We start from the raw sequence: 23,078 nt of genomic DNA on the forward strand, positions 1-23,078 counted from the left end.
TACGCAATGAGCGACGCAGCGAATAACGAAAAAGCTCCAACTGGCAGCAAAGCGCCAGTCGACAGACGCAGTAAAAAACGCCGGCCTGCCGCCTTTATCAATGACCCGCTCTGGTACAAGGACGCGGTGATTTATCAGGTGCACGTGAAGTCGTACTTCGACTCGAACAACGACGGCATCGGCGACTTCCCAGGCTTGATTGCCAAGCTCGATTACATTGCCGATCTGGGCGTGAACACCATCTGGCTGCTGCCGTTTTACCCCTCGCCACGGCGCGACGATGGTTACGATATTTCCGAATACCGCGACGTGCATCCCGACTACGGGACCATGGCCGACGCCAAGCGTTTTATCGCCGAGGCGCACCGGCGCGGCATTCGGGTAATCACCGAGTTGGTCATCAACCACACCTCAGACCAACACCCGTGGTTTCAGAAGGCGCGGCGGGCCAAGCCCGGTTCCAAGGCGCGGGATTTTTACGTGTGGTCGGACAGCGACCAGAAATTCCCAGAAACACGGATCATCTTTCTCGACACCGAGAAGTCGAACTGGACCTGGGACCCGGTCGCCGGCCAGTACTTCTGGCACCGCTTTTATTCGCACCAGCCGGACCTGAATTTTGACAATCCGCAGGTGCTCAAAGAAGTGCTGAGCGTGATGCGCTTTTGGCTCGACTTGGGCGTGGATGGTTTGCGCCTGGACGCCATTCCGTACCTGATTGAGCGTGAAGGCACTAACAACGAAAACCTGGCTGAAACCCACGACGTGCTGAAGAAGATTCGCGCAGAGTTGGACGCCACTTACCCGGATCGCATGTTGCTGGCCGAGGCCAATCAGTGGCCGGAAGACACCCAACTGTATTTCGGTGGGGAGAACGGCGGCCCTGGTGACGAGTGCCATATGGCGTTCCACTTCCCGCTGATGCCACGTATGTACATGGCTATCGCCCAGGAAGACCGCTTTCCGATCACCGACATTCTGCGCCAGACCCCGGAGATTCCGGACAATTGCCAGTGGGCGATTTTCCTGCGTAACCACGATGAATTGACGCTGGAGATGGTCACCGACGACGAGCGCGATTACCTGTGGAATTACTACGCCGCCGACCGGCGCGCGCGGATCAATTTGGGTATTCGTCGCCGCCTCGCGCCATTGGTTGAGCGTGATCGTCGGCGTATCGAGTTGCTCAACAGCATGCTGCTGTCGATGCCGGGCACGCCGACGCTGTATTACGGCGACGAAATTGGCATGGGCGACAATATTTTCCTCGGCGACCGCGACGGCGTGCGCACGCCGATGCAGTGGTCGATCGACCGCAACGGCGGCTTTTCCCGCGCCGACCCAGCCAGCCTGGTGTTGCCGCCGATCATGGACCCGCTTTACGGGTTCCAGAGCATCAACGTCGAAACCCAGCAGCGCGATACCCATTCGTTGCTGAACTGGACGCGGCGCATGCTCGCCATTCGTAAACAACAGAAAGCCTTCGGGCGCGGCACCTTGAAAATGCTCGCACCGGCCAACCGCCGCATTCTGGCGTACCTGCGTGAGTACACCGGCGTCGACGGCAAGCGCGAAATTATTTTGTGCGTGGCCAACGTGTCGCGCGCTGCGCAGGCTGCCGAGCTGGAGCTGTCGGCCTACAACGGCATGGTGCCGGTGGAGATGGTCGGCGGTACGTCGTTCCCACCAATCGGCCAGCTCAACTACCTGCTGACGCTGCCGCCCTATGGCTTTTATTGGTTCTTGCTTGCTGAAGAAGCACAGATGCCCGCGTGGCACGTGCCGCCGGTGGACCGTATGCCCGAACTTCCAACTCTGGTTATCAAACGTGACCTCAATGAACTGATGCAGACGCGCTGCAGCACGACCCTGAGCCGCGAATCGTTGCCGGCGTACCTGCCCAAACGTCGCTGGTTCTCGGCGCTGGATGATGCCGCCAACGCCGAATACAAATTGCTGTACGCCGTGCCGTTTGGCGCGTGCAGCGTACTAAGCGAAGTGCAAGTGCGCAGCGGCGAGCATGTTGAGCACTACCAACTGCCGCTCAGTTATGTGGCGGAAAACACCGCCGGCAGCACCGTGCCGCAGCAGTTGGCACTGGCGCGGTTGCGCCGTGGCCGCGAGGTGGGGCTGTTGACCGACGCCTTTACCCTCGGCGAATTCAGCCAGCAGGTGGTGCGTTATCTGCGCGAAAGCCAGACGCTCACCTCCGGCGGCTGCGAGTTGCAATTTCTGCCGACTCCGCAGCTGTTGGCGCTGCCCGACAACCCGGATGAAGAGATCAATCTGGTATCCGCCGAGCAATCCAACAGCTCGGCGCTTATCGGCGAAAGCATGGTGCTCAAGCTGGTGCGCCGTGTGATGCCGGGCATTCACCCGGAAACCGAAATGGGTGGCTACCTCACCGCCCAGGGCTTCGCCAATATTCCGCAGCTGCTGGGCGAAGTGCGTCGGGTGGATAACGAAGGCGTGCCGCACACCTTGATGGTGCTGCAGCAATTCCTTAGTAACCAGGGCGATGCCTGGCTGTGGACGCAGAACACCTTGGAACGGGCCATTCGCGACCAACTGGCCGCGCCTGCGGTCAACGATGCGGACGAGGGCGTGGCCCCGGCCAGCGTCGAATTGGCAGCGTTCTCGCGCATGCTCGGCCGTCGTTTGGGCGAGATGCACAGCGTGCTTGCGCAACCCTCCGACAACCCGGACTTCGGTGGCGTGACCAGCACCGAGGACGACGTGAAAGAGTGGTCGCGCAGCATCGGCGCGCAATTGGAAGAAGCGCTGGATATGGTCGCCGCGAGCAGTAGCGCCAACGCTGACGCGGTGAAATGGCTGGCGGCCAACCGCAAAACGCTGCTGACCGCCGTCGGCAAACTGGCCAAGCAATGCCTCGGCGGCTTGCGTATTCGCGTTCACGGCGACTTGCATTTGGGCCAGGTGTTGGTGGTGCAGGGCGACGCTTACCTGATCGACTTCGAAGGCGAGCCGACCCGCAGCCTGGAAGAGCGCCGCATGCGCCACAGCCCGATGAAAGACGTGGCTGGCATGATCCGCTCGTTCGACTACGCCGCCGCCATGGCCATCCGCAATACGCAAAGCACCGATGCTTCGCCTGAGGCCGAACAGGTGCGCCGTAACGTCGCGGAAAACTATCGCACCCAAGCGCGCACGGCGTTCCAGGAAGCGTACCGCCTGGCTGCCGCCGACCTGCCGCACGCCTGGCATGAGCGCGACGGCGAAGTGGCGGCCATGACGCTGTTCAGTCTGGAAAAAGCCGCCTACGAAATTCTGTATGAAGCCCGCTACCGTCCCGACTGGCTGAACGTGCCGGTGCAGGGCTTGGTGGAACTGGGGCAAAACCTGTTGGGGAGTGCTGCACGATGATTGATTCCAATGTGCTGGCCCCGCGTGGCAGCAGCTTGCCTGACGAGCAAGTGCAGGCGCTGGTACGCGCTGAGCACGCTGATCCGTTTGCGTTTCTCGGCCCGCATCGCGACGAGCAGGGGCCGATTATTCGCGCTTACCTGCCAGGCGCCTTGGGGGTCGATTTAATCGACGCCAACAGCGGCGAAAACCTCGGCGCCATGACCCTGGGCGAAGTGCCCGGCATGTTCACCATTCGCCCGGCCGAGCTGTGCCGCTACCGCTTGCGCATCCGCTGGGGTGCGGGCGAGCAGGAAATCGAAGACCCGTATTCGTTCGGCCCGCAGTTGGGCGACATGGACATTTACCTGTTCAACGAAGGCAACCACCGCGATCTGGGCAAAGCCTTTGGCGCGCAATTGGCCGAGGTGGACGGCATTCCCGGCGTGCGTTTTGCCGTGTGGGCGCCCAATGCGCGGCGCGTATCCGTGGTGGGGCACTTTAACGGCTGGGATGGCCGCCGCCATGTGATGCGCGCCCGGCATCCGTCTGGTGTGTGGGAAATTTTTATCCCGCGTATCGGTCCGGGCGAGGTGTACAAGTACGAAATTCTCGGCAGCCACGGCGTGCTGCCGCTCAAGGCCGACCCTATCGCCCTGGCAACCGAGCACCCGCCGGCTACCGGTTCGGTGGTGGCCCAGCCGCTGGAATTTGTTTGGAACGACCAGCAGTGGATTGAAAACCGCCCGCAGCACCAGGCGCATAACCAACCGCTGTCGATCTACGAGATGCACGTGGGCTCGTGGCGTCACGACGACGGCCGCGTGCTGCAGTGGCCTGAATTGGCCGACCAGCTGATTCCGTATATGCATGAAATGGGCTTTACCCATGTCGAGCTGCTGCCAATCATGGAGCACCCATTTGGCGGCTCGTGGGGCTATCAGCTGCTGTCGCAATTTGCCCCCAGCGCGCGTTACGGCACGCCGGCGCAATTTGCCGCGTTTGTCGACGCCTGCCATTGCGCAGGCATCGGCGTGATTCTCGACTGGGTGCCCGCGCATTTCCCGACTGACAGCCACGGTCTGGCACGCTTCGACGGCACCGCGCTGTACGAATATGCGCACCCGTTCGAGGGCTTCCACCAGGACTGGGACACCTTTATCTACAACCTCGGCCGCAATGAAGTGCACGGCTATATGCTCGCCTCGGCGCTGCATTGGTTGCGGCTGTACCACATCGACGGCCTGCGCGTAGATGCCGTGGCGTCGATGCTGTACCGCGACTATTCGCGCAAACAGGGCGAATGGATTCCCAACCGTCACGGCGGCCGCGAGAACCTCGAAGCCATCGATTTTCTTCGTCATCTCAACGACGTGGTGCACACCGAAGTGCCCGGCGCGCTGGTGATTGCCGAAGAGTCCACCGCCTGGCCAGGCGTGAGCCATGACACCCAAGGCGGCGGCCTGGGCTTCGCCTACAAATGGAACATGGGCTGGATGCACGACAGCCTCAAGTACATTGCCGAAGACCCGATCAACCGTCAGCACCACCACGACCAGCTGACGTTCGGGTTGCTGTACGCGTTTACCGAGCAATTCATCCTGCCGATTTCCCACGACGAAGTGGTCCACGGCAAGCGCTCGTTGCTCGACAAAATGCCCGGCGACCGCTGGCAGAAATTTGCCAACCTGCGCCTGTACCTGAGCTTTATGTGGACCCATCCCGGCAAGAAATTGCTGTTTATGGGCTGCGAGTTCGGCCAGTGGCGCGAGTGGAGCCACGACCATGAACTGGACTGGTATTTGCTCCGTTACGGCGAACACCAAGGCACGCAAAACCTGGTGAAAACCCTTAACCAGCTGTATCGCCAGCACCCGGCCATGCACCAACGCGACGGCCGCGCTGAAGGCTTCCAATGGCTGATTGGCGACGACGCTGCCAACAGCGTGTACGCCTGGCTGCGTCACGGCGACGACGGCGCGCCGCTTTTGGTGGTGCACAACTTCACCCCGGTTCCGCGGGAAAACTACCGCATCGGCGTGCCGCAGGCGGGGGAATGGCAGGTGCTGCTTAACAGCGACGACGAGCAGTTTGCCGGCTCGAACGCAGGGTCTCGCGGCGGCGTGCATACCGACGACGCGCAAGCCCATGGTCAGCCGCAATCGCTGAGCCTCAGCTTGCCGCCGTTGGGGACGTTGGTGTTGAAGCTCTAGACGCGCGTTGGGCGCCAATAAAAATCTCGCGGCTAAAGCCGCTCCCACGGGATCTTCTTTTTCTGTGGGAGCGGCTTCAGCCGCGATGCTCTTTATGCAAAACGTCCCTTTTCGAGGGTCCTGCCTTCTTCTGCGCCAGAGAGGTGTCCGCCTTTTCGCCGCCGTCTCCGGCAGCGCAGAACCGATTCGCGCCGTAACCTTCGCTTTGCCATCACCATATGGCTGCTCACGTTGAATGAGCAGCCGACCGTCCCTATGCTATGTACAGGTTGAACTATGCAGGAGCCCGGTATGGCTACCAAAACGAAGCCCATCAACGCTCATAAAGCGCCGGTTAAACGCAAGGTCTCCAAGGACAAGCTGACTTATGCGGATGTACCAGCGGCTGCGAAAGGCGGGGATGAAGTGTTTGAATACTTTGCCGAGAATGGGAAACTGCCCGTTCGCTAAGTGAGGCACATTGTCTGCCGTAAAAGTCTGTGAGCTGTTCAAGAAGTCAAAGGGGTGGTACGGCTTCTTCGTCGAATTTCACAACTACAAGCTCTGCGGCGAACAACCGGCCATTTTCGGCCGTGACGCGCCGCTAGATCTGCACAACATGCATCACATCCATCTTGCTGGCACGTCTGCCATTCAGGCGGTGTGGGCCGCGCGGTCCAATCCGTATCACCGAACCGTTCCGTTGAGCGAGCCAGAACATGACTACTGGCTCATTTACGCTCATGACGATGTTCGCGATGAGTACCTTCTGCTAACGATCACGGGACCTCACGCACATAGCCGGGCGAAGTGGGGCACCTATCTGCGCACCTTGGAAAACGAGATCGTGGCTCCGTGGATCAGCGGCCGCGTTGTTTATAGTGACCCTGACGATGAGGCGCTGTAGCGCGCCAATCCGGTGATGACAGCTAAAGCGGAGTGTCGCCCAGCCGCTCATACAGGTAACTTTTTACTCTGTGAGAGCGGCTTTAGCCGCAATGCTTTTGGTTAGTCGTCCTGCGAAGTCCGAATGTGCTTGGCGCGCTTTTCCAGTACCAGATAAACGACGACGGCAACCGCCAGCGGGATCAGGAAGTAGATGACCCGATAACCAATCAGCGCCGCCACAATCGAGCCTTTGTCGACCTGGTGTTGCAGCAGGGCGATGAAGACGGCTTCCAGTACCCCAAGGCCGGCAGGGATGTGGGTAATCACGCCGGCGATACTGCTGATGAGCAGAATGCCGAGGATGTCCCAGTACGAGACTTTGTCGGGCAGCAGGATGAAGATCATCGCCGCCATCAAGCCCCAGTTCAGCGTGCCGAGCACCACTTGGGCGCCGGCCATGCGCAGGCTGGGCAATGTGATTTCCTGTTTGCCGAAGTGCCAGTTGCGACGTTTGCTGAATTTGCAGGCGAACAAGTACACCGCCGATGCTGCGAGCAAAGCGAAGCCAATCAGTTGCAGGGTGGATTCGCCGATTTTCCAGTGCTCGGGCAGGTCCACCAATCGCAGCGAAAACACGCCGCCGGCCAGCAATATGTAGCCGAGCCAGTTGGTCAGCAGGCTGATGCTGATGACCTTGGTAATGGTCGGCACGTCCAGCCCCAGCCGCGAGTACAGCCGATAGCGCATGGCGATGCCGCCGACCCAGGAGCTGAGGTTGAGGTTGAAGGCGTAACACACGAAGGTCACCGGAATGGTCTGCCGGGCGGGCAGCTTGTGCTCGGTGTAGTGACTGCCGATCAGGTCGAAGCAGCTGTACACCGCATAACTCACGGCGCTGGCCAGCAGAGCCAGTAACAGCGTTTTCGCGCTGAAGGCGTGCAGCGCCGTTTTCACTTCTTCCCAGTTGAGGTTTTTAATCAGCAGATACAGCAGCACGGGCACCAAGCAGAAGAAGAAAATGTTGAGCAGGCGTTTGCCCCAGATTTTCCAAGCCGGTTGCGGCTTTTCTTGCTCGGCAGTGGCGGTATTGGCGCTCATCGGCTTTCCTCCGCCTTTAGGTTCATGTCGCTTTCTCCTGGTTGTTGCAGCGCCACCGCGTCCTTGACCACCAGCGGTTTCAGGCGCGGCGAGTGGGCGGGCAGCCAGCCGGCAATCGCCGGGAAATGCCGCAAGAAATGGAAGGTGAGAAAGATGATCGGCGCGCGCCACCAGTAGCCGCGCATAACCCGTTCGAGGCTGATGCGTTTGCAACTGGCATTGGCCAGCTCGGTGAGGTGGTCGTGCAATTGCTGGTTGAAGCGGTGGTCGCGGATGATCAAGTTGGCTTCCAGATTGAGCGATAGGCTCAGCGGGTCGAGGTTACTCGAGCCGACCGTTGCCCATTCGTGGTCCACCAACGCGACCTTGCCGTGCAAGGGCCGCTGGCAATATTCATGTATCACCACGCCGTCACGCAGCAGGTAGTTGTAGAGCAGACGTGTGCACAGACGCACCACGGGCATGTCGGGCATGCCTTGCATAATTAGCGTCACTTTCACCCCGCGCCGGGCCGCGTTGCGCAGTTCTCGCAGCAGTCGATAGCCAGGGAAAAAATAGGCGTTGGCGATCACCAGCCGGTAATTGGCCGAGCGAATGGCGCTCATGTACGCCTGTTCGATGTCGTCCTGGTATTGCTCGTTGTCGCGCAGGCTCAGCTGCATGCGCACCGTGCCGCGAAAATGATTGGCGGGCGAGGGCGGTTGTTGGCTAGGGCGTTCGCCACGGCGCCAGGCGAGCAGTTCCAGCGCGGCACGGTGAATGTCGGTAACGATCGGCCCCCGCACTTGCACGGCGTAGTCTTGCTTGGCCATGGGGCCGAAGTCGGCGAGGTGGTCGGCGCAGAAGTTGATGCCGCCAATAAACGCGGTTTCGGCATCGACGACGACGATTTTGCGGTGCAGGCGGCGGAACAGGTTGGTACGCATGCCGAGCACACGCGGGCGCGGGTCGAACATGTTCAACTTCACCCCGGCTTCGGTGAGCGCCGCCACGTAGGGCTTGCCGATGTCGGCGGTGCCGTAGCCATCCACGGTCACCTCGACGTGTACGCCCCGTTTGGCCGCTGCGATCAACACGTCGCGAAGCTCTTCGCCGACCTTGTCTTCATAGATGATGAAGGTCTCCAGCAGCACTTCCTTGCGCGCGGCCTGAATGCTGGCAAACACGCGTGGGTAGAATTCCTCGCCATTAATCAGCAGCTGTACTTCATTCCCTTCACGCCACTCGTACTTCATAGGCGAACCTCCACGGCTAACGGCGCGTGGTCGGACAAATGCGACCACGGCCTTGTCGACAACACTTGCGGCTCATGGCTTTGGGCGTTGCGGATATAAATTCGGTCCAGGCACAACAGCGGCCAGCGCGCCGGAAAACTGCGCGCGGGGGCGCCGTAGTGCTGCATAAACACTTCCTGCATGCCGGCATTGGCCAGCACGGAATCAGCGCGCAGGCGCCAGTCGTTGAAGTCGCCCGCGACAATTACCGGCGCGTCTTTTGGCAGTGCATCGAGCAGCGTGCAGAGCAGCTCCAGCTGCTTTTGCCGATGGCCTTCGCGCAGGCCCAGGTGCACGCAGATGGCGTGCACCTCGCGGTGCCCTGGCACGTCGAGCACGCTGTGCAACAGGCCACGTTGTTCATGCACACCGACGGACACGTCGAGGTTGTCGTGCCGCAGAATCGGAAATTTCGACAGCAGCGCATTGCCGTGGTCGCCGTCCGGGTACACGGCGTTGCGGCCATAGGCAAATTGCGGCCACATGGCGTCGGCGAGAAATTCGTACTGCGGCGTCGGCGGCCAGTTGCTGTAGCGCTTGGCATGGGTTTGGTGGGTGCCGTGCACTTCCTGCAAAAACACCAGATCGGAATCCATGGTGCGCACCGCGTCGCGCAGCTCGGGCAAGATGAAACGGCGGTTGAAGAAGGTGAAACCCTTGTGCATGTTCACGGTGAGAATGCGCACGCTGTGCACGGCGGGCCGCAGCTGATTAGCGGGCAGGGGCACGGAAGTGGCGGTGGTCATAACTCGATTCCTTGTGGTAATTCACCGGGTTTTGTCGCCAGCGCGGCGGCAAGGTCGAACGACTCCAGCAACTTTCGGGCATCAAAGGGCGCGCGCACTTTGATGTCGTTGTCGAAGTAGCAATACACGTCGCGCGCGCCGCGCTTGGCTTTGCTGTCGGGGCTGATCAGGTGAGCGTCAGCGGGTTGTTTGCCGTGGCTCCAGGCGTCGATGCGGTCGTGCCAGCGTTTCAGCGCCGGCGCGGAATAGCCGCTGGCGTAGAGTTTTTTGTCGCCGTGCAGACGCATGTAAACGAAGTCGCTGGTGATGTCTTCGGCGTACGGCCATTTCTTCGCCGCGTCGGCAACCACCAAGGCGACGTTGTATTTGCGCAGCAGGGCGATGTAGTCGTCGTTCACAAAGCTGTCGTGACGAATTTCCATGGCATGACGCATCGGCTGCTTGCCGGGCCAGTCTTGATAACCTTCAACCTGGCGGCGCTCATCGCACCCGCTGGCGATTTTCTTCGCGGCGCGGCGCGTGGTCGGCAACTGCTGGAAAAATTCTTCGATCAACGCGGCGTCAAATTTGAACGTGGGCGGAAACTGCCAGAGCAGCGGGCCGAGTCGGGTATCGAGCTGGCCGAGACCGGACGCGAAAAAATTCGCCATCGGCTGCTCAATATCGCGCAACCGTTTGATGTGGGTAATCAGGCGCGGCGCCTTGATGCTGAAGACGAAGTCGTCCGGCGTATCCGCTGCCCAGCCGCGATAGCGCTCAGGCGTTTGCAGGGCATAAAACGAGCCGTTGACCTCAATGCTGTTTACTGCCCGCGAAGCAAATTTGAGCTCCTTCTTCTGCACCAGCCCCTCTGGGTAGAACTCGCCGCGCCATGGCCCGTAACGCCAGCCGGATATCCCGATTCGAATGGCGGCCATTATTCAGTCCGGGCTGTGCAGCGCGTGGGAGACGGCTGTGTCGCTGATAGTTTCTTCATCGCCGCTGCGCACGCTGTGCTGCTTTTGCGGGTGCAACTCAACCTTGATCCAGCCGCTGGCGCGGCGATCAAACTGCTTGAAGGCTTCGATGGCATCGTTCATGGGCTTGATCTGAGTGAGGATCGCCGCCGGGTCGATGCGCTTGCTGACCACCAGTTCGATCAGCTTGGGGATGTATTTGCGGTGATGGCAGTTGCCCATGTTGATGGTGAGGTTTTTGTTCATCGCCGTGCCAATTGGGAAGCTGTTCATTTGCGGCGGGTAGACGCCAACAATCGACAACGTGCCGGCTTTGGCCAGCGACTCGACGGCCCACTGCAACACTTGGCTGGGCGCGTCGCCGGGGTGCCAGTTGTCGCCGTCAGGGTGGGTGGTGGGGCTTACCGCGGCCATTTCTTCGCGGAACGCGCCTTCTTGCAACGGTGAGCCGTGGTGGCAGCGCGAATGCTCGGCGTCAACGCCGACGGCGTCGATGGCGCGGTCCACGCCAATATCACCGGTAAGGCGAAGCAGGGTGGCGACCGGGTCTTCCTTGTCAAAATTAATGGTTTCGGCACCTTGCTCGCGAGCCATGCGCAGGCGGTCGTCGAGGTGGTCGATGGCAAACACCCGAGCGGCGCCCAACAGCTTGGCGCTGGCAATGGCGAACTGGCCGACCGGGCCACAGCCGAACACCGCCACGGTGTCGCCGGGCGTGATTTCGGCCATTTCGGCACCGAAGTAGCCGGTGGGAAAAATATCGGAAAGCAGAATGGCCTGGTCGTCGCTGACTTCCATCGGCAATTTGATCAGGCCGATGTTGGCGTGAGGAATGCGCGCCTTCTCAGCCTGCAAACCCTGAAACGGGCCTGTCGCCTGCGGGCCGCCAAAGAATGCCGTGCCGGCGGTTTTGCCGTTGGGGTTGGCGACGTCGCACTGGGCGTAATAACCGGCGCGGCAGTATGAACAGTTACCGCAGGCGATGGTGGAGGGCACCACGACCCGGTCGCCAATCTGCAAATTGCGCACGTCGCTGCCCAGTTCCTCGACGATACCCACCGCTTCGTGGCCAAGAATGGTGCCCTTGACCATGCCGCTGAAGGTGCCGCGCACAAAGTGCAGGTCGGTGCCGCAAATGGCCGAAGCGGTGATGCGAATGATGGCGTCGGTAGGCGCTTGAAGGGTCGGCTCGGGAACGTCTTCGAGGCGAATATCGCCGACGTCGTGAAACACCACGGCTTTCATGCTGTCTCCTCGCTGAATGGGGGTGGACGGAGCGGGGCCAGCGCGACAGCTGCGGTCGGGCGGCGTCCAGTACTAGTTCCGACTGGACGGCAGGAGCGGGGTTCAGGTTTTTTGGGCGAAAAAAAAACCGCTTCAAGCGAAGCGGTTTTTGCTGGGCGGGTACGCGGGGTCAGTATTCCCAGCGCAGCGTGGCGGTAACGCTGCGGGGCTCGCCGTACAAGTCGCTGTACACGCTGGTACTGGCGTAATACTCCTTGTCGAAGACGTTATCGACGTTAAGCGTGCCGGTGAAGTGCTCGTCGAATTTGTAGCGCGCGAGCACGTCGACCAGGGCGTAGCTTTCTTGTTTGGCGGTGACGGGGTTGTCTGGACCGAACACCTCAATATTGTCGTAACTGGTTTTGCTTTCCCAGCGCACGCCGCCGCCGAGGGTCAAGCGGTTCAAGTCGCCCTGGAAGTTATAGGTGGAGAACATCTTCACGGTGTTTTTCGGGAAGCCGACGTTTACATCAACGCCAGCGGGGTAGTAGGGGGTTACGTGGCTGTAACCCGCTTGCATCTGCCAGCCCGGCAGAATTTCGCCGGCAATTTCCAGCTCAACGCCTTTGACCTTCAGGTTCGTTGGGTTGACGTAATCGTTGCCGAACTGGTCGCCCAAGCCCGTGGACGCTGGATAGTTATCGAGCTTGGTTTCAAACAGTGCAGCGGTGAGGTTCAGCTTGCCGCCGAAGTACTCCGCTTTACTGCCGATTTCGTAGCTGTCGCCCTCGGCTGGATCGACAAACTTGCCCTCAAGCGTTTGCGAGGTCTGCGGTTTGAAAATCTTCGTGTAGCTGGCATAGACCGAGTAGTTTTCATCCAGGTCGTAAACGATGCCGGCGTAAGGCGTTAACTCTCCGGTTTCCTTGCGCTTGCCGCCTTCCGGTGCGTACTCGACACCGGGGTCGAAATCGTACTGAACTGATTTATCCAGCTTGAAATAGCTCAACCGGGTGCCGAGGATCACCGAGAGATCATCCGTTGGTTTCAGTCGAACCGCGGTATACGCCGCAGTGTTTCGTTGCTCGTACTTGATGTCCCCCTCGCGCTCCATTGGCGGTCGAGCGATGTCGCCATGCCAGTTGTAGACGTTTGGAATAGCAGGGTTCCAACTGCTGCCGCTGTAGTCATACCAAAGCGGGTAAGCACCGGTGTTCATCCGGTACTTGTTGGCGCTCAGCCCCATCATTAATTCATGTTCACGACCAAACAGCATGAAGGGGCCGGTCGCATAAGCGTCAATTGCGTTCTGCTCCGGCTTGCTAGGCCATTTGGCGAAATAAAGGTTCGTACCGTCACCAGTGCCCTGATTCGGATAGCCATAACTGCTGAACCAGCCGTACTCCACATCGTTCTCGTCGCGCGTATTGGTATAGGCCACTTTCGCCAACCAATCGTTATCGAACCGGTGCTCATACGTGGTGAAAATCGAGGTGCGCTTGCGATCGGCATGGCTCCAGTCGGCGGCGGAGTTGTAGTCGCGGTCGAAGTCGGTGCGGTTGCCGTTGCTAAAGAACGCCGGGAAACCGAAGTAGCCGCAGGCGTTGCAGTTTTTTACCTGGTAGTCGATGCCGAAGCTGACGGTATCGCGCTCGGTCAGGTCCGCTTCGAGAATGCCGTACGCCACTTGCCGCTCGGTGCTCAGCCGGTCGGTGAACGAATCGGCGGTTTGGTACGCCGCTACCATGCGGCCGCGCACGTTGCCGGTTTCAGTCAACGGGCCGGAAACATCTACTTCCGTGCGGTAGTTGTCCCACGAGCCGGCGCTGCCCTGAATGGACGCCTGGAATTCGCGAGTAGGCCGTTTGCGAACCATGTTGATGGTGGCCGAGGGATTGCCGGTGCCACTAAGCAAACCGGTTGAGCCGCGCACGATTTCGACCCGGTCATAAACAGCCAGGTCGTTGTCCTGATTTTTCATTTCCGGCTCGAACACGGTCGGGATGCCATCAACCTGAAAATTCTCGATTTTCAGCCCGCGGGAAAAAATACCTACTTCGTCGTCCGAGGAGTTGCTCTTCTTTTTGAACAGCACGCCCGGCGCTTCGGCAATCACGTTTTCCAGACTGATCATGTTCTGGTCACGCATGCGCTGCTGAGTGATCACACTGACCGACTGCGGCGTCTCGCGAATGGACAGCGGCATCTTCGTCGCCGTGCTGGTCGCCGCCGTGGTGTACGAACCGGTGCCCTCAGTCGTTTCGCCCAGGCCATTGGAAACGATGGCGGTGGCGCCCAGCTCCATCGCGCTCTGGTCGCCCTTGAGCAGCGTCACGCTGTTACCGCGAATCTGGTAGCTGATGCCGGTGCCGCGCAGCAAGGCGTCCAGCGCAGTGGCCGGCGCGTAGTTCCCTTTCAGCGCTGCGCTCTTGCGATTGCCGACCAGATCCGGGCTGTAAAGAATTTGCAGATTGCCTTGGCGACCCAGCTCTTGCAGGGCGCTGGAGAGTGACTGTGCTGGAATATCCAGCGCGACGTCCTGGGCCTGCACCATCGCCGCGTACGGGCTGGCGAGGAACAGACCAACGCTGCTGGCCAACAAAGACGGGCGCAAGGTGCGCTGAAGCATCAGCTTCATCCGTGGTGAAAGGTGCTTCGTGGAGGACATCATGATCTTCCGTGCATGTTGTTGAGTTAGGTTCGCATTTATAGGACGAGGCTGGGGGCGGAAACCGGAAAAATAATCTCGCGGTTTCTGAACTTTTTTACTCATGCAGGATGTGGCGCAGGCTGCAGCTGACCGTTTTGCAGGTGCACCACCTGATCGGCGAGGTCGAAATAGCGGTCGTCGTGGGAGATCACGATGATGGTTTTGCCCAGGCGCTTCAGGTCGGGCAGCAGCTCGGTGTAGAAAATCTTGCGAAAGGCCGGGTCTTGGTCGGCGGCCCATTCATCAAACACCAGCACCGGGCGCCCATCGAGCCAGGCGTTCACCAGTGCCAGGCGCTTGCGCTGGCCGGTGGACAGATCGGTGGTGGTGAACGCCCCGTCGCGCACGCTGACCTTGTGAGCGATTTCCAGACGCTGCAAGTATTTGCCGGCATCGGCGGGCAGGGCATGCTCACCTTGAACCAGGTCGTCGAACAGGTAGTAGTCGGCAAAAATGGTGGTGAACAACTGGCGGTAATCGTCCCGCTGCTCGGCCGTGACCGCCTGGCCGTTAAGCAGCACCTCGCCCTGCTGCGGCGCGTACAACCCGAGCAGCAGCTTGATTAGCGTGGTTTTACCGCTGCCGTTGTCGCCGACGATAAACAGAATTTCGCCAGGCTCGACCGCCAGGTTGACCGGCCCAAGACGAAACGCCGACGCGCCTTCCACGGCGGGAAAGGCGTAGGCCACATTGCGCAATTCGATGCCACGCAGCAGCGTGGGCGGGGCGGTTTGCGGGTTGTCCAGCAGCAAGTGCGGCTCCGGCGAGGAGAACAACCGCGACAGCTCGGCGATATGACTGAACGCCACTTGGGCACGGCTGACAACGGGCAAGGTGGCGAGCAGGGTTTCCAGCGGGCCTTTCATATACAGCAGCACTAAAACGAAGCCGCTGATGACCGCTGCATCGTTGTTGAACCACAGGCTTTGCGTGGCAATGGCCAGGGCGATTACTACGAAAAACAGCATGGAACCGAAGGCTTTGGCGGTGACGAAAATGCTGATGGAGCGAATCTGTAAGCGGCAGATATGTTCAGCCGTTGCCTGCAACTGCTGGGTAAACAGGCGCTGGCGGCGCGGCCGGTTGATGCGCAGTTCTTTGGCGCCTTCGGCCACGGCGCGGTAATGCCTTTGTAGGTCGTCTTCGGCCTCGCGCGCTTGGTGAAAACCCTGCAACCCCAGCGACTGCGCAGAGAACTGCGCGGTGCAGCCGATCACGATGGCCACAGCGGTAATCAGGAACATCGGCCATGACAAATAGGCCAGGTAGCCCAGGCAGCCGAGTGTGACGGTAAAGGCAATGGCCAGCGGGGCGAAGGCGAACGCGAAGTCGCTGACGGTATCGACGTCGTGGGTCAGCACCGGAATCAGGCGATGGCTGCGGAAGCGCTCAATCTGCTCGATGGGCGCCGACAGCACCTTGGCGCCGAGGTCTTTACGCAGGCCGGCGATGATGTGTTGGCCGATGTAATTGGTGCCGATATCCGCCGCAATCGAGCTGGCCAGCGCCACCAGACAAAACCCAGCGAATGCGATGACCACGCCTGTGCTCATCCCGTTTTGCGCGTGCAGGCCATTGTTGATCGTTGCCAGTAACGCCGTGATGCTCAAACCGCCGAGCACGCCGAGCACCACACAGGCAGTGGCCAACGGCCAGAACGGCTTGAGCAGCGTGAGCAGTTCGCGAATGGCGCTGGGGGCAGCTGGGGTGGGGGTGGTCATCGGCTTTTCCTGAAAGGGCGCGGGCGTGATCGCCTGAGGAAAAGACGGCTGGGGGCAGGGGAAATTTAGCGGGGAGGGTCGCAAGATTGGTGCTGTAAAAAGAAAGGGCCCCTCTCCCCAACCCTCTCCCGCAAGCGGGCGAGGGAGCTGATTGAAGTTCGTCGCTCAGGTTGCGGTAGCCGCCCAAACGTCACCCCTCGCCCGCGTGCGGGAGAGGGGCTGGGGGAGAGGGGCAGTTGACGTGCGGGGCATGGTGCATAACGCCGCTCATTGCGTTAAAGCTTGCGCGCCACCCGAAACCCCAACCAATCGCCACGCACATACGGCTCGCGATAATTCCTGTTTCCCGACCGCGAAAAAATCGGTGCCTCGGTCCAGTCGTTGCCGCGAATCATGTGGTATTCGCAGCTGGCTTCCATCCACGCGCTGCCGTCGCTCGGCGCGCCGACGTAGCCGTCGTGCATGCAATCGGCCACCCACTCGTACACGTTGCCGTGCATGTCATACACGCCAAAGGCATTGGCTGGATAACTGCCGACGGGCGAGGTGTAGCTGAAGCCATCCGCCGGCCCGTAGGTGTTGGCGTGTTTGCTAATGCCATAGTCCGCACCTTCATCAAAGGGGAACGGAAAGGGCCCGGCGGAACCGGCCCGTGCGGCGTATTCGCGCTCGGCTTCGCTGAGCATGCGGTAGTGCTTGCCGGTCTGTTTCGACAGCCAGGCGACATAGGCTTTTACGTCGTCGTAGCTCATGCACACCGCTGGCTGGTTGGGTGCTTGCGGGTAGCGCGGTTTGCTGGCGACGCACTCGCGGCCAGGGCGCTCGTCGCCGTCGGCGATGCTCACCTTTGCCTGTTTGACATAGGCGTCCCACTCGCCCGCCGTTATCTGGAAATGGCTGATGGCGAACGGTTTGGCGAACGTGATGGGGTGCAGCGGGCCTTCGTCAGGCTGGCGCCCCACTTCGTTTTCCGGGGTGCCCATGGTGAACGTGCCGGCAGGCAGCACGACCATCTGTGGGCAGTCTTTGCAGTCGCGAAATACGCTGCCCACAGTGTCTTTCTCGGCAGCGTTCGCCGGCAGTGCCATCAACATCAGCGCGGCAATAAGTAAGGTTTTCATAAACGGTTTCTCACAGCTGTTTGGTCAGCAAGTTGATCGCGCGGTCGATGTCCGCTTCGGTGTTGAGCAAGCTCGGCGCCATACGCACCACGGGGCCGACGTCGCGGTTAACGGCATCGACAATTACGCCGTTGCGCGTCAGGTAGGCGGCAATGGCGTCTTCATCCACCAGGGTCGTTTTGAAAAAGGTGAAGCCGGAGGAAAACTGCGGGCTTTCAGGGGTGACCAATTGCACGCCCTTGACCGTTTTCAATTGCTGTTTCAGGTAGGTGTTAAGGCCATGAATGCGCGCTTGCACGTCCGCCTTGCCCAATAAAAGGTGCAGCTCGAAGGCTTTGCCCAAGGCCCAGCGGTGTTCAAAGCTGTGATAGCCGCCGGGCGACATCACCGAACCAAAGGTGTCGTCGGCGCGCGAAAAACTGCCGACCGTGGGCGTCATGTTGGCCATGGTCGGCGTGGCCGAGCAGATGATGCCGGTGCCGCGCGGCCCGAACAGCCACTTATGCGTGCCGGCAATCAGGTAGTCGCAATTGAGGTCGGCGAAGGTGACATTTTCGATGCCCAAGCCGTGAACACCATCGACACACAGCAGCAGCCGATCCGCTTCGTCGCGGCCTTGGTTGTGCGCGCGCACCATCTTGCCAATTTCGCCAATCGGCAGTTTCACTCCGCTGCCCGACTGCACCCAGGTCAGCGCCAGCACGCGCGTGTTCGGGCGCAGTTCGCTTTTTAAGCGCTGCACAATCTGCTCAGTTGAAATGCCCTGCGGCTCCTCGAACAAGCGAATTTCACGCATCTGCGTGTTTTCTCGCTGCTTGCGAAAACGCATGGCGGCGTAGGCTGAGCTGTGTTCGTGTTCGGTGGTGAGCAGCTCCTGATCGGGGCGAATGTGAATGCCCGCATAGATCAGCGCCAGGCCTTCGGTGGTGCTGCCTGTGAGGGCAATTTGCGCAGGCGTGACGTTGAGGTAATTGGCTGCCCAGTTGCGCGCGTTGTCCTCGTGTTTCCAGATGGCTTCGCTTTCGTAATCCACGGCAGCGGCGGGGTTGCGGTCCAGCTCGGCACGAAACTGGGCGATGGCGTCGCGCACCGGTTTAGGGTGCGAGGTGAGCAGAAATGTCGAGAAGTGCGCCAAGCTGTAATCGAGTGTGAACAGGGTGCGCAGTTGCTGCCATTTCTCGGCGGCGTTGCTGCTGAAGCTTGGAATCAATGGCCCCTGGTCGGCCAAGGCATCGACGCCTAACGGCAAGGCGGCGGCCAGAAGGGTGGCCTGTTTGAGGAATGTGCGGCGGTCTGTCATGGGGCTTCCGTTTGGCTGGCTGCGTCGGAGTGGCGCGTGGCGCTGGCTTGGGTCTGTTCCCAGACGCGCAGAAAATTGCCGCCCCAGAGCTTGGCGATGTCGGCATCGGAGTAGCCGCGACTGAGCAGTTCGGCCGTGACGTTGCGGGTGTCGCCGACATCGTGCCAGCCGTCCAGGCCGCCGCCGTCGTTGAAGTCCGAGGCGATGCCGACGTGGTCGATGCCGATCTTCTTTACCGTGTAGTCGATGGCATCGCCGTACTCTTTCAGGCCCGCCAGCGGCTCCTCTTCGAGGATTTTGTACAGCGCGCTGGCGTACTCGCCAAAGCGCGCCTCGGGCCAGGTGGCGATCACCGGATCGCCGGGCATCAACGCATTGGCGGGGCCGTCCAGAGGCTGTAAGTCGAATTGCGCGCGCAAGGTGTTGAGCTTCTCTACGGTCGGTTGGCTGAGGGGGCGCAGGTAGGCGGGGAACCCGACAATTTGCACCACGCCGCCGCTGTTTTTGATCAGCTGCAATTCGTGGTCGCTGAGGTTGCGTGGAATGTCGACGAAGGCGCGGGGCACGGAGTGCGAAGCCACCATGGGCGTGCGGCTTAGGCGGGCAACGTCTTCGAGGGCGAGAGTCGACATTTGCGACACGTCGATGATCACCCCCAAGTCGTTCAGTCGCGCCACTGCCTGTTTACCCAAGGGCGACAGGCCGCCGAGGGCGTCGGCGCGGTCGTTGAAGAACGGCAGCGGCCGCGAAGAGTCTGCCCAGCTGTTATTGCCGACGTAGCTAAAGCCAAACATGCGCATGCCGCGCGCGGCCCAGCTGTCGAGCAGGCTGAGGTCGTCGCCCAGCGGGTAAGCGTTGAGCATGCTGATAAAAATCGCGAACTTGCCCTCGTTGGCCAAGCGGCGGTAGTCGGCGGGCGTGTAAGCGATGCCGACCTGATTGGGAAAGTCGCGAACCATGCCGGTGATGATGGTGTAGCGCAGCTCTTGCTGATGGCGCGCTTCATCGACAAAAGCCGGGGTAGGGCGGTGCGGTGCGTTCGGGCCGTTCCAGATTTCCGGCCAGCCGAACACGGTAAGTGCCGCGCCGGACAATCGCCCGCGCGCCGCCTTGATCAGGTCGAAGCGGCCGTCGCCGTCTTTATCCGCTTCGTTGCCTTCGGTGCCGAAATCCACCGGCACGGTGATGTGGCTATCGAACGAAACAATGTGCTCTTGCAGCGCGTTGGCGCGGCGCATGACCTCGGCTGAATACGGCAGTGTGGGACGCAGAAAAAAGTACCAGGCCGCCGCGCCAACCACCGCGAGCACCAGTAAAAACGAGACAGCCAGCAAGGTAAGACGGGGTTTGTTCATGCTCGAACCAACGGCTAAAGGAGTGCTGTTGGGAGGAACGAGCCGGGCGCCGAGAAATTTAACCGGGGCGGTCTGTCTCTCCGCTAAATTTCTTGGCGCAGCACACGTTCTAGCTGGATCAGGTCTGGATTGATGAGTGTGCGATGAGGTTTTCCCGACGAGGCTTTATGGCCGGGCTGGTGGTCACCGGCGCGGCCATTCCGGCTGTGCTTTACGCGCGCCGCGAGCGTGATTTCGACGACCCCTTGCAACCGGGGCAACGTCTGACGCCGGACGAGGCCACGGTGGAGGCGGCCACCGCGCCGCTGGCACGCTTCGCCGATCAGTTGCGGGGCATTTGGGATATCCGCTTTGCCGGTGCTGAGCGTCAGATGCTCGGTTTGGCAGCGGACGTCGAACTGCTGCTCGACGTCGGCCCGAGCGGGCGCGCGGTGCGAGGTTATTTGGGCTTGCCAAGCACCTTGCGCAGCGACAAGCCGGCCGAATTTCGGGTGCAGGGTGACCTTACCGGGATGCCTGAAGGGCAACTGCGTTGGCGCTTGCTGGGAGCGGACGGCGCGCCGCGCTACGAATTCACCGCGCTGTTGGACGAGGTGTGGGGCGGTTGGAGCGATGCCGGCAGTGCGTCGCTGAACGGGTCGATACGCGACTTGCAACGACCGCTGGCCTTGCCGGAACTGGATTGCCAGTTCGTCGCCATCAAACGCGCGTTCCCCGAGGCCCGCGAGCGCACGCCGTTGGCGCCTGCGTTACTCGCCTGGCTGGTGTCGCCGCAGCACCGGCTGTTTCATCAGCTGTGGCATGCGAGCCGCGACAAATGGCGACGCCTGAACGACGACAAACGCAACGCTTTGTGCGGCCTGGGCTGGCAGCCTGGCCCGCGTGACGCTGAGCGGGGCGCCCGAGGCCGGCGTAAGCACCTGAACGGCTCGGGCGAGGATTTTCTGTTTATGCACCGCCATATGCTCGGCCGCGCCCGGGCATTGCAGCCCGACTTACCGACCTGGCAGGAACTGCCACAGCCACCGGTGTTTATCGAGCGCGATCGTCAAGGTTTTATCCGTTACTACGACAACCACGACGGCAACTCGGTACCGCCAGCCTGGGTAGCCAGTGAAGACGAAGAACTCAGTCAGTGGCTCGCGCAGATCAAGGCCCACGACACCCACTACAGCAATTTCCAGGTGTGGGAATCGCAGTACCAGGACCCGCAATACCTCAGTCGCCTGACGCTCGCGCAGTTTGGCTCGGAGGTGGAACTGAATATTCACGACTGGCTGCATATGCGTTGGGCCACGGTGACGCGAGATCCGTCCAACGGCATGCCCATAACCGGGGATCGCGAGCAATCCGATTACGCCCCGCGTTGGTTTCGTGCCGAGAACGATTTTCTCGGCGACCCGTTTTCTTCCCATATCAACCCGGTGTTCTGGCGCTTTCATGCCTGGCTGGATGCGCGGGTTGAAGACTGGTACCAGGCGCATCAGCGCCACCATCCGGGCGAAGTGCTGCGCCAGGAGGTGAACGGCGTGAACTGGTTTGCCCCAGGGCGCTGGGTGGAAGTGGCCGACCCGTGGCTCGGCCCGCTGACCCACGGCTGTGGACCGGCCGAGCAAGGTAGTGCGGCGTTTGCAGGCCCGGCGGCGGCAGAGATGGAGGTGGAAGTGATGAAGCTGGCGCTGCGCATTGCCTTGAGCGGCGACGACGAGGTGCCTCAGCTGCTCAAACGCAGCCCAAGGCGGCCTTGGTATGCGCGGAATTTGAAGGTGGTTTAAAGCGTTTCAGCTCGACCAGCTCTCCTGTAGGAGCGGCTTTAGCCGCGATGATCTTGATGTTTTCGTTTGCAGGAATCGCGGCTAAAGCCGCTCCTACAATTTTGAGCCCCGCCGCTCTCTGCGCATCACTTGTAGGAGCGGCTTCAGCCGCGATGCTTTTGATATTTCCGTAAGCACGAATCGCGGCTAAAGCCGCTCCTACGGTTTTCGTCCGGCCATATGTCGCAGGTAGGCGATCAGCTGCTGCAATGCTTCATCGCTTAGTACTTGCGGCCCAAACCCCGGCATTTTGCCTTGGGGCCAACGCCGCATGCTTTGCGGGTCGCGAATGTAGCGGGCTAGAAAACCGTCGGCGAAATATTCGGTGGGGTTGTGCGGCACGTTCAGGTCTGGCCCGAACTGGGCGTCGCCGGCGCCGTTGAGGCGGTGGCAGGCCAGGCAGTTTTTCTGGAATTGGGCGAACCCGGCTTGCACTTCTGCGCTGGCATCGCTTGCCGGCAAAAGCGCTGGGAAGCGTTCTGCCAGGGCTGGAAAACGACTGATTTTGGCAATCTGAAACGGCCACTGTTCCGGGCCGATGTGGTCCGTTTCAGGTTGGCTCCACACCAGATAAAACGGCCCGGCACTGGGTTTGCCGCTTGCTAGCGGCGGCCACGGCGCTGCCGGATCTTCAATCGCCAACCAGGCGCGACTGCCGGTTTTCTGCAGCAACGGCGCGGCGGGTATCTCGGCAGCAAAGCCATCGAGCGCCACCAACTGCAGGTGGTCGCTGCTCTGCACGCCGGTTAGCAGGGCAGCGAGCGGGATGGCGCGGTAGCGCATGGCGCGCTTGTAAGCCACGTCAGTTTCAATCTCGATGGTCTGCACTTGCGGGTGTTTCAGCAGCTCGGCGGTGCTCAACGTCTGCTCGCCAGCGGGCAGGGCGAAGGTCAGGTCCGCCGCCAGAGCGGGGAGGCCAAGCATTAACAGAAAGCCAACGAGGATCGCGCGCATACCACCGCTCCATTTCCTAAAGCGGCGATTGTAGAAGCTCAATGCGCAACGTGCAGCGCGAGTTTGCAAGAACCCGAAGCACGCAGGCGAGGGCGCGTTAACTGATCAGCCGCGTGAGATTGGGCAGAATCAGTACGACGGCGGTGGCAAAGAGTATCCATCCGGCTTGGCGGATTTTCGGTTGTTTCAACATGGCGGTCGGCCTTTGTTCTTGTTGGCATCGCGCGGCCTGAAAAAGCACCCGCTTGCCTTGGCTGAGTAGAAAAACCGCTCCGGCAAAACCCGGCAGCGGCGCCCTAGCGCTATGAACAGTAGCTCTGTAGACAATAGGGGCCGGGTCACATAGGCCTTAGAAGAGTTGG

Annotated in this window: 16 protein-coding genes; 5 read left to right on the forward strand and 11 right to left on the reverse strand. The window is 60.7% G+C overall.

Annotation, left to right across the window (positions count from 1 at the left end; translation table 11 throughout):
• Window positions 1-6 precede the first annotated feature (6 nt).
• The 4 genes from treS to ACZZ0Q_RS11170 all read left to right on the forward strand — a co-directional run bounded on the left by treS (window position 7) and on the right by ACZZ0Q_RS11170 (window position 6,462).
• Window positions 7-3,384 carry a maltose alpha-D-glucosyltransferase gene (treS, locus tag ACZZ0Q_RS11155; RefSeq protein ID WP_463538948.1) on the forward strand — a complete coding sequence of 1,126 codons (3,378 nt, stop codon included), beginning with the start codon at window positions 7-9 and terminating at the stop codon, window positions 3,382-3,384.
• Window positions 3,381-5,576, forward strand: a complete 2,196-nt coding sequence (gene glgB / locus ACZZ0Q_RS11160; protein WP_463538947.1) for a 1,4-alpha-glucan branching protein GlgB — start codon at window positions 3,381-3,383, stop codon at window positions 5,574-5,576. Before treS ends, glgB begins: the two co-directional genes overlap by 4 nt.
• 291 nt (window positions 5,577-5,867) lie before the next feature.
• On the forward strand, window positions 5,868-6,026 hold the full coding sequence (locus tag ACZZ0Q_RS11165; RefSeq protein ID WP_463538946.1) for a hypothetical protein: 159 nt from the start codon (window positions 5,868-5,870) through the stop codon (window positions 6,024-6,026).
• Between the two features lie 10 nt (window positions 6,027-6,036).
• A complete protein-coding gene (locus ACZZ0Q_RS11170; protein ID WP_463538945.1) occupies window positions 6,037-6,462 on the forward strand; it encodes a type II toxin-antitoxin system YafO family toxin in 426 nt (141 codons plus the stop codon).
• Window positions 6,463-6,563: 101 nt separating this feature from the next.
• Here the strand turns inward: ACZZ0Q_RS11170 and ACZZ0Q_RS11175 are convergent, their stop codons facing one another.
• The 10 genes from ACZZ0Q_RS11175 to pvdM form a co-directional block, all read right to left on the reverse strand.
• Window positions 6,564-7,541, reverse strand: a complete 978-nt coding sequence (locus ACZZ0Q_RS11175; protein WP_463538944.1) for a lysylphosphatidylglycerol synthase domain-containing protein — start codon at window positions 7,539-7,541, stop codon at window positions 6,564-6,566.
• The gene (clsB, locus tag ACZZ0Q_RS11180) at window positions 7,538-8,776 is read right to left on the reverse strand and encodes a cardiolipin synthase ClsB (RefSeq protein WP_463538943.1); all 1,239 of its coding nucleotides are present in this window, start codon (window positions 8,774-8,776) and stop codon (window positions 7,538-7,540) included. Before clsB ends, ACZZ0Q_RS11175 begins: the two co-directional genes overlap by 4 nt.
• Window positions 8,773-9,561: an endonuclease/exonuclease/phosphatase family protein gene (locus ACZZ0Q_RS11185; protein WP_463538942.1), complete on the reverse strand. Its 789-nt coding sequence runs from the start codon at window positions 9,559-9,561 to the stop codon at window positions 8,773-8,775. Before ACZZ0Q_RS11185 ends, clsB begins: the two co-directional genes overlap by 4 nt.
• On the reverse strand, window positions 9,558-10,478 hold the full coding sequence (locus ACZZ0Q_RS11190; RefSeq protein ID WP_463538941.1) for a DUF72 domain-containing protein: 921 nt from the start codon (window positions 10,476-10,478) through the stop codon (window positions 9,558-9,560). The genes ACZZ0Q_RS11185 and ACZZ0Q_RS11190 overlap by 4 nt, the downstream gene beginning before the upstream one ends.
• Before the next feature lie 3 nt (window positions 10,479-10,481).
• A complete protein-coding gene (locus tag ACZZ0Q_RS11195) occupies window positions 10,482-11,762 on the reverse strand; it encodes a zinc-dependent alcohol dehydrogenase (RefSeq protein WP_463538940.1) in 1,281 nt (426 codons plus the stop codon).
• Between the two features lie 169 nt (window positions 11,763-11,931).
• A complete protein-coding gene (locus tag ACZZ0Q_RS11200; protein ID WP_463538939.1) occupies window positions 11,932-14,370 on the reverse strand; it encodes a TonB-dependent siderophore receptor in 2,439 nt (812 codons plus the stop codon).
• Between the two features lie 140 nt (window positions 14,371-14,510).
• Window positions 14,511-16,172, reverse strand: coding sequence for a cyclic peptide export ABC transporter (locus tag ACZZ0Q_RS11205; protein WP_463538938.1), 1,662 nt, complete (start codon window positions 16,170-16,172; stop codon window positions 14,511-14,513).
• 275 nt (window positions 16,173-16,447) lie between these two features.
• Entirely contained in the window at window positions 16,448-17,293 is an 846-nt protein-coding gene (pvdO, locus tag ACZZ0Q_RS11210; protein ID WP_463538937.1) for a dihydropyoverdine dehydrogenase, read from the reverse strand.
• Window positions 17,294-17,303: 10 nt separating this feature from the next.
• Window positions 17,304-18,593, reverse strand: coding sequence for a pyoverdine-tailoring periplasmic protein PvdN (gene pvdN / locus ACZZ0Q_RS11215; RefSeq protein WP_463538936.1), 1,290 nt, complete (start codon window positions 18,591-18,593; stop codon window positions 17,304-17,306).
• Window positions 18,590-19,948, reverse strand: a complete 1,359-nt coding sequence (gene pvdM, locus ACZZ0Q_RS11220; RefSeq protein ID WP_463560575.1) for a pyoverdine-tailoring dipeptidase-like protein PvdM — start codon at window positions 19,946-19,948, stop codon at window positions 18,590-18,592. The genes pvdN and pvdM overlap by 4 nt, the downstream gene beginning before the upstream one ends.
• Before the next feature lie 143 nt (window positions 19,949-20,091).
• Here pvdM and pvdP point away from each other — a divergent pair, with 143 nt between their 5' ends.
• Complete coding sequence (gene pvdP / locus ACZZ0Q_RS11225; protein ID WP_463538935.1) at window positions 20,092-21,723, forward strand: pyoverdine maturation tyrosinase PvdP; 1,632 nt, start codon at window positions 20,092-20,094, stop codon at window positions 21,721-21,723.
• Between the two features lie 198 nt (window positions 21,724-21,921).
• On the opposite strand, the gene ACZZ0Q_RS11230 is transcribed toward pvdP, so the two are convergent.
• Window positions 21,922-22,716, reverse strand: a complete 795-nt coding sequence (locus ACZZ0Q_RS11230; protein WP_463538934.1) for a c-type cytochrome — start codon at window positions 22,714-22,716, stop codon at window positions 21,922-21,924.
• Window positions 22,717-23,078 lie beyond the last annotated feature (362 nt).

Source organism: Pseudomonas sp. AC070, assembly GCF_979258635.1.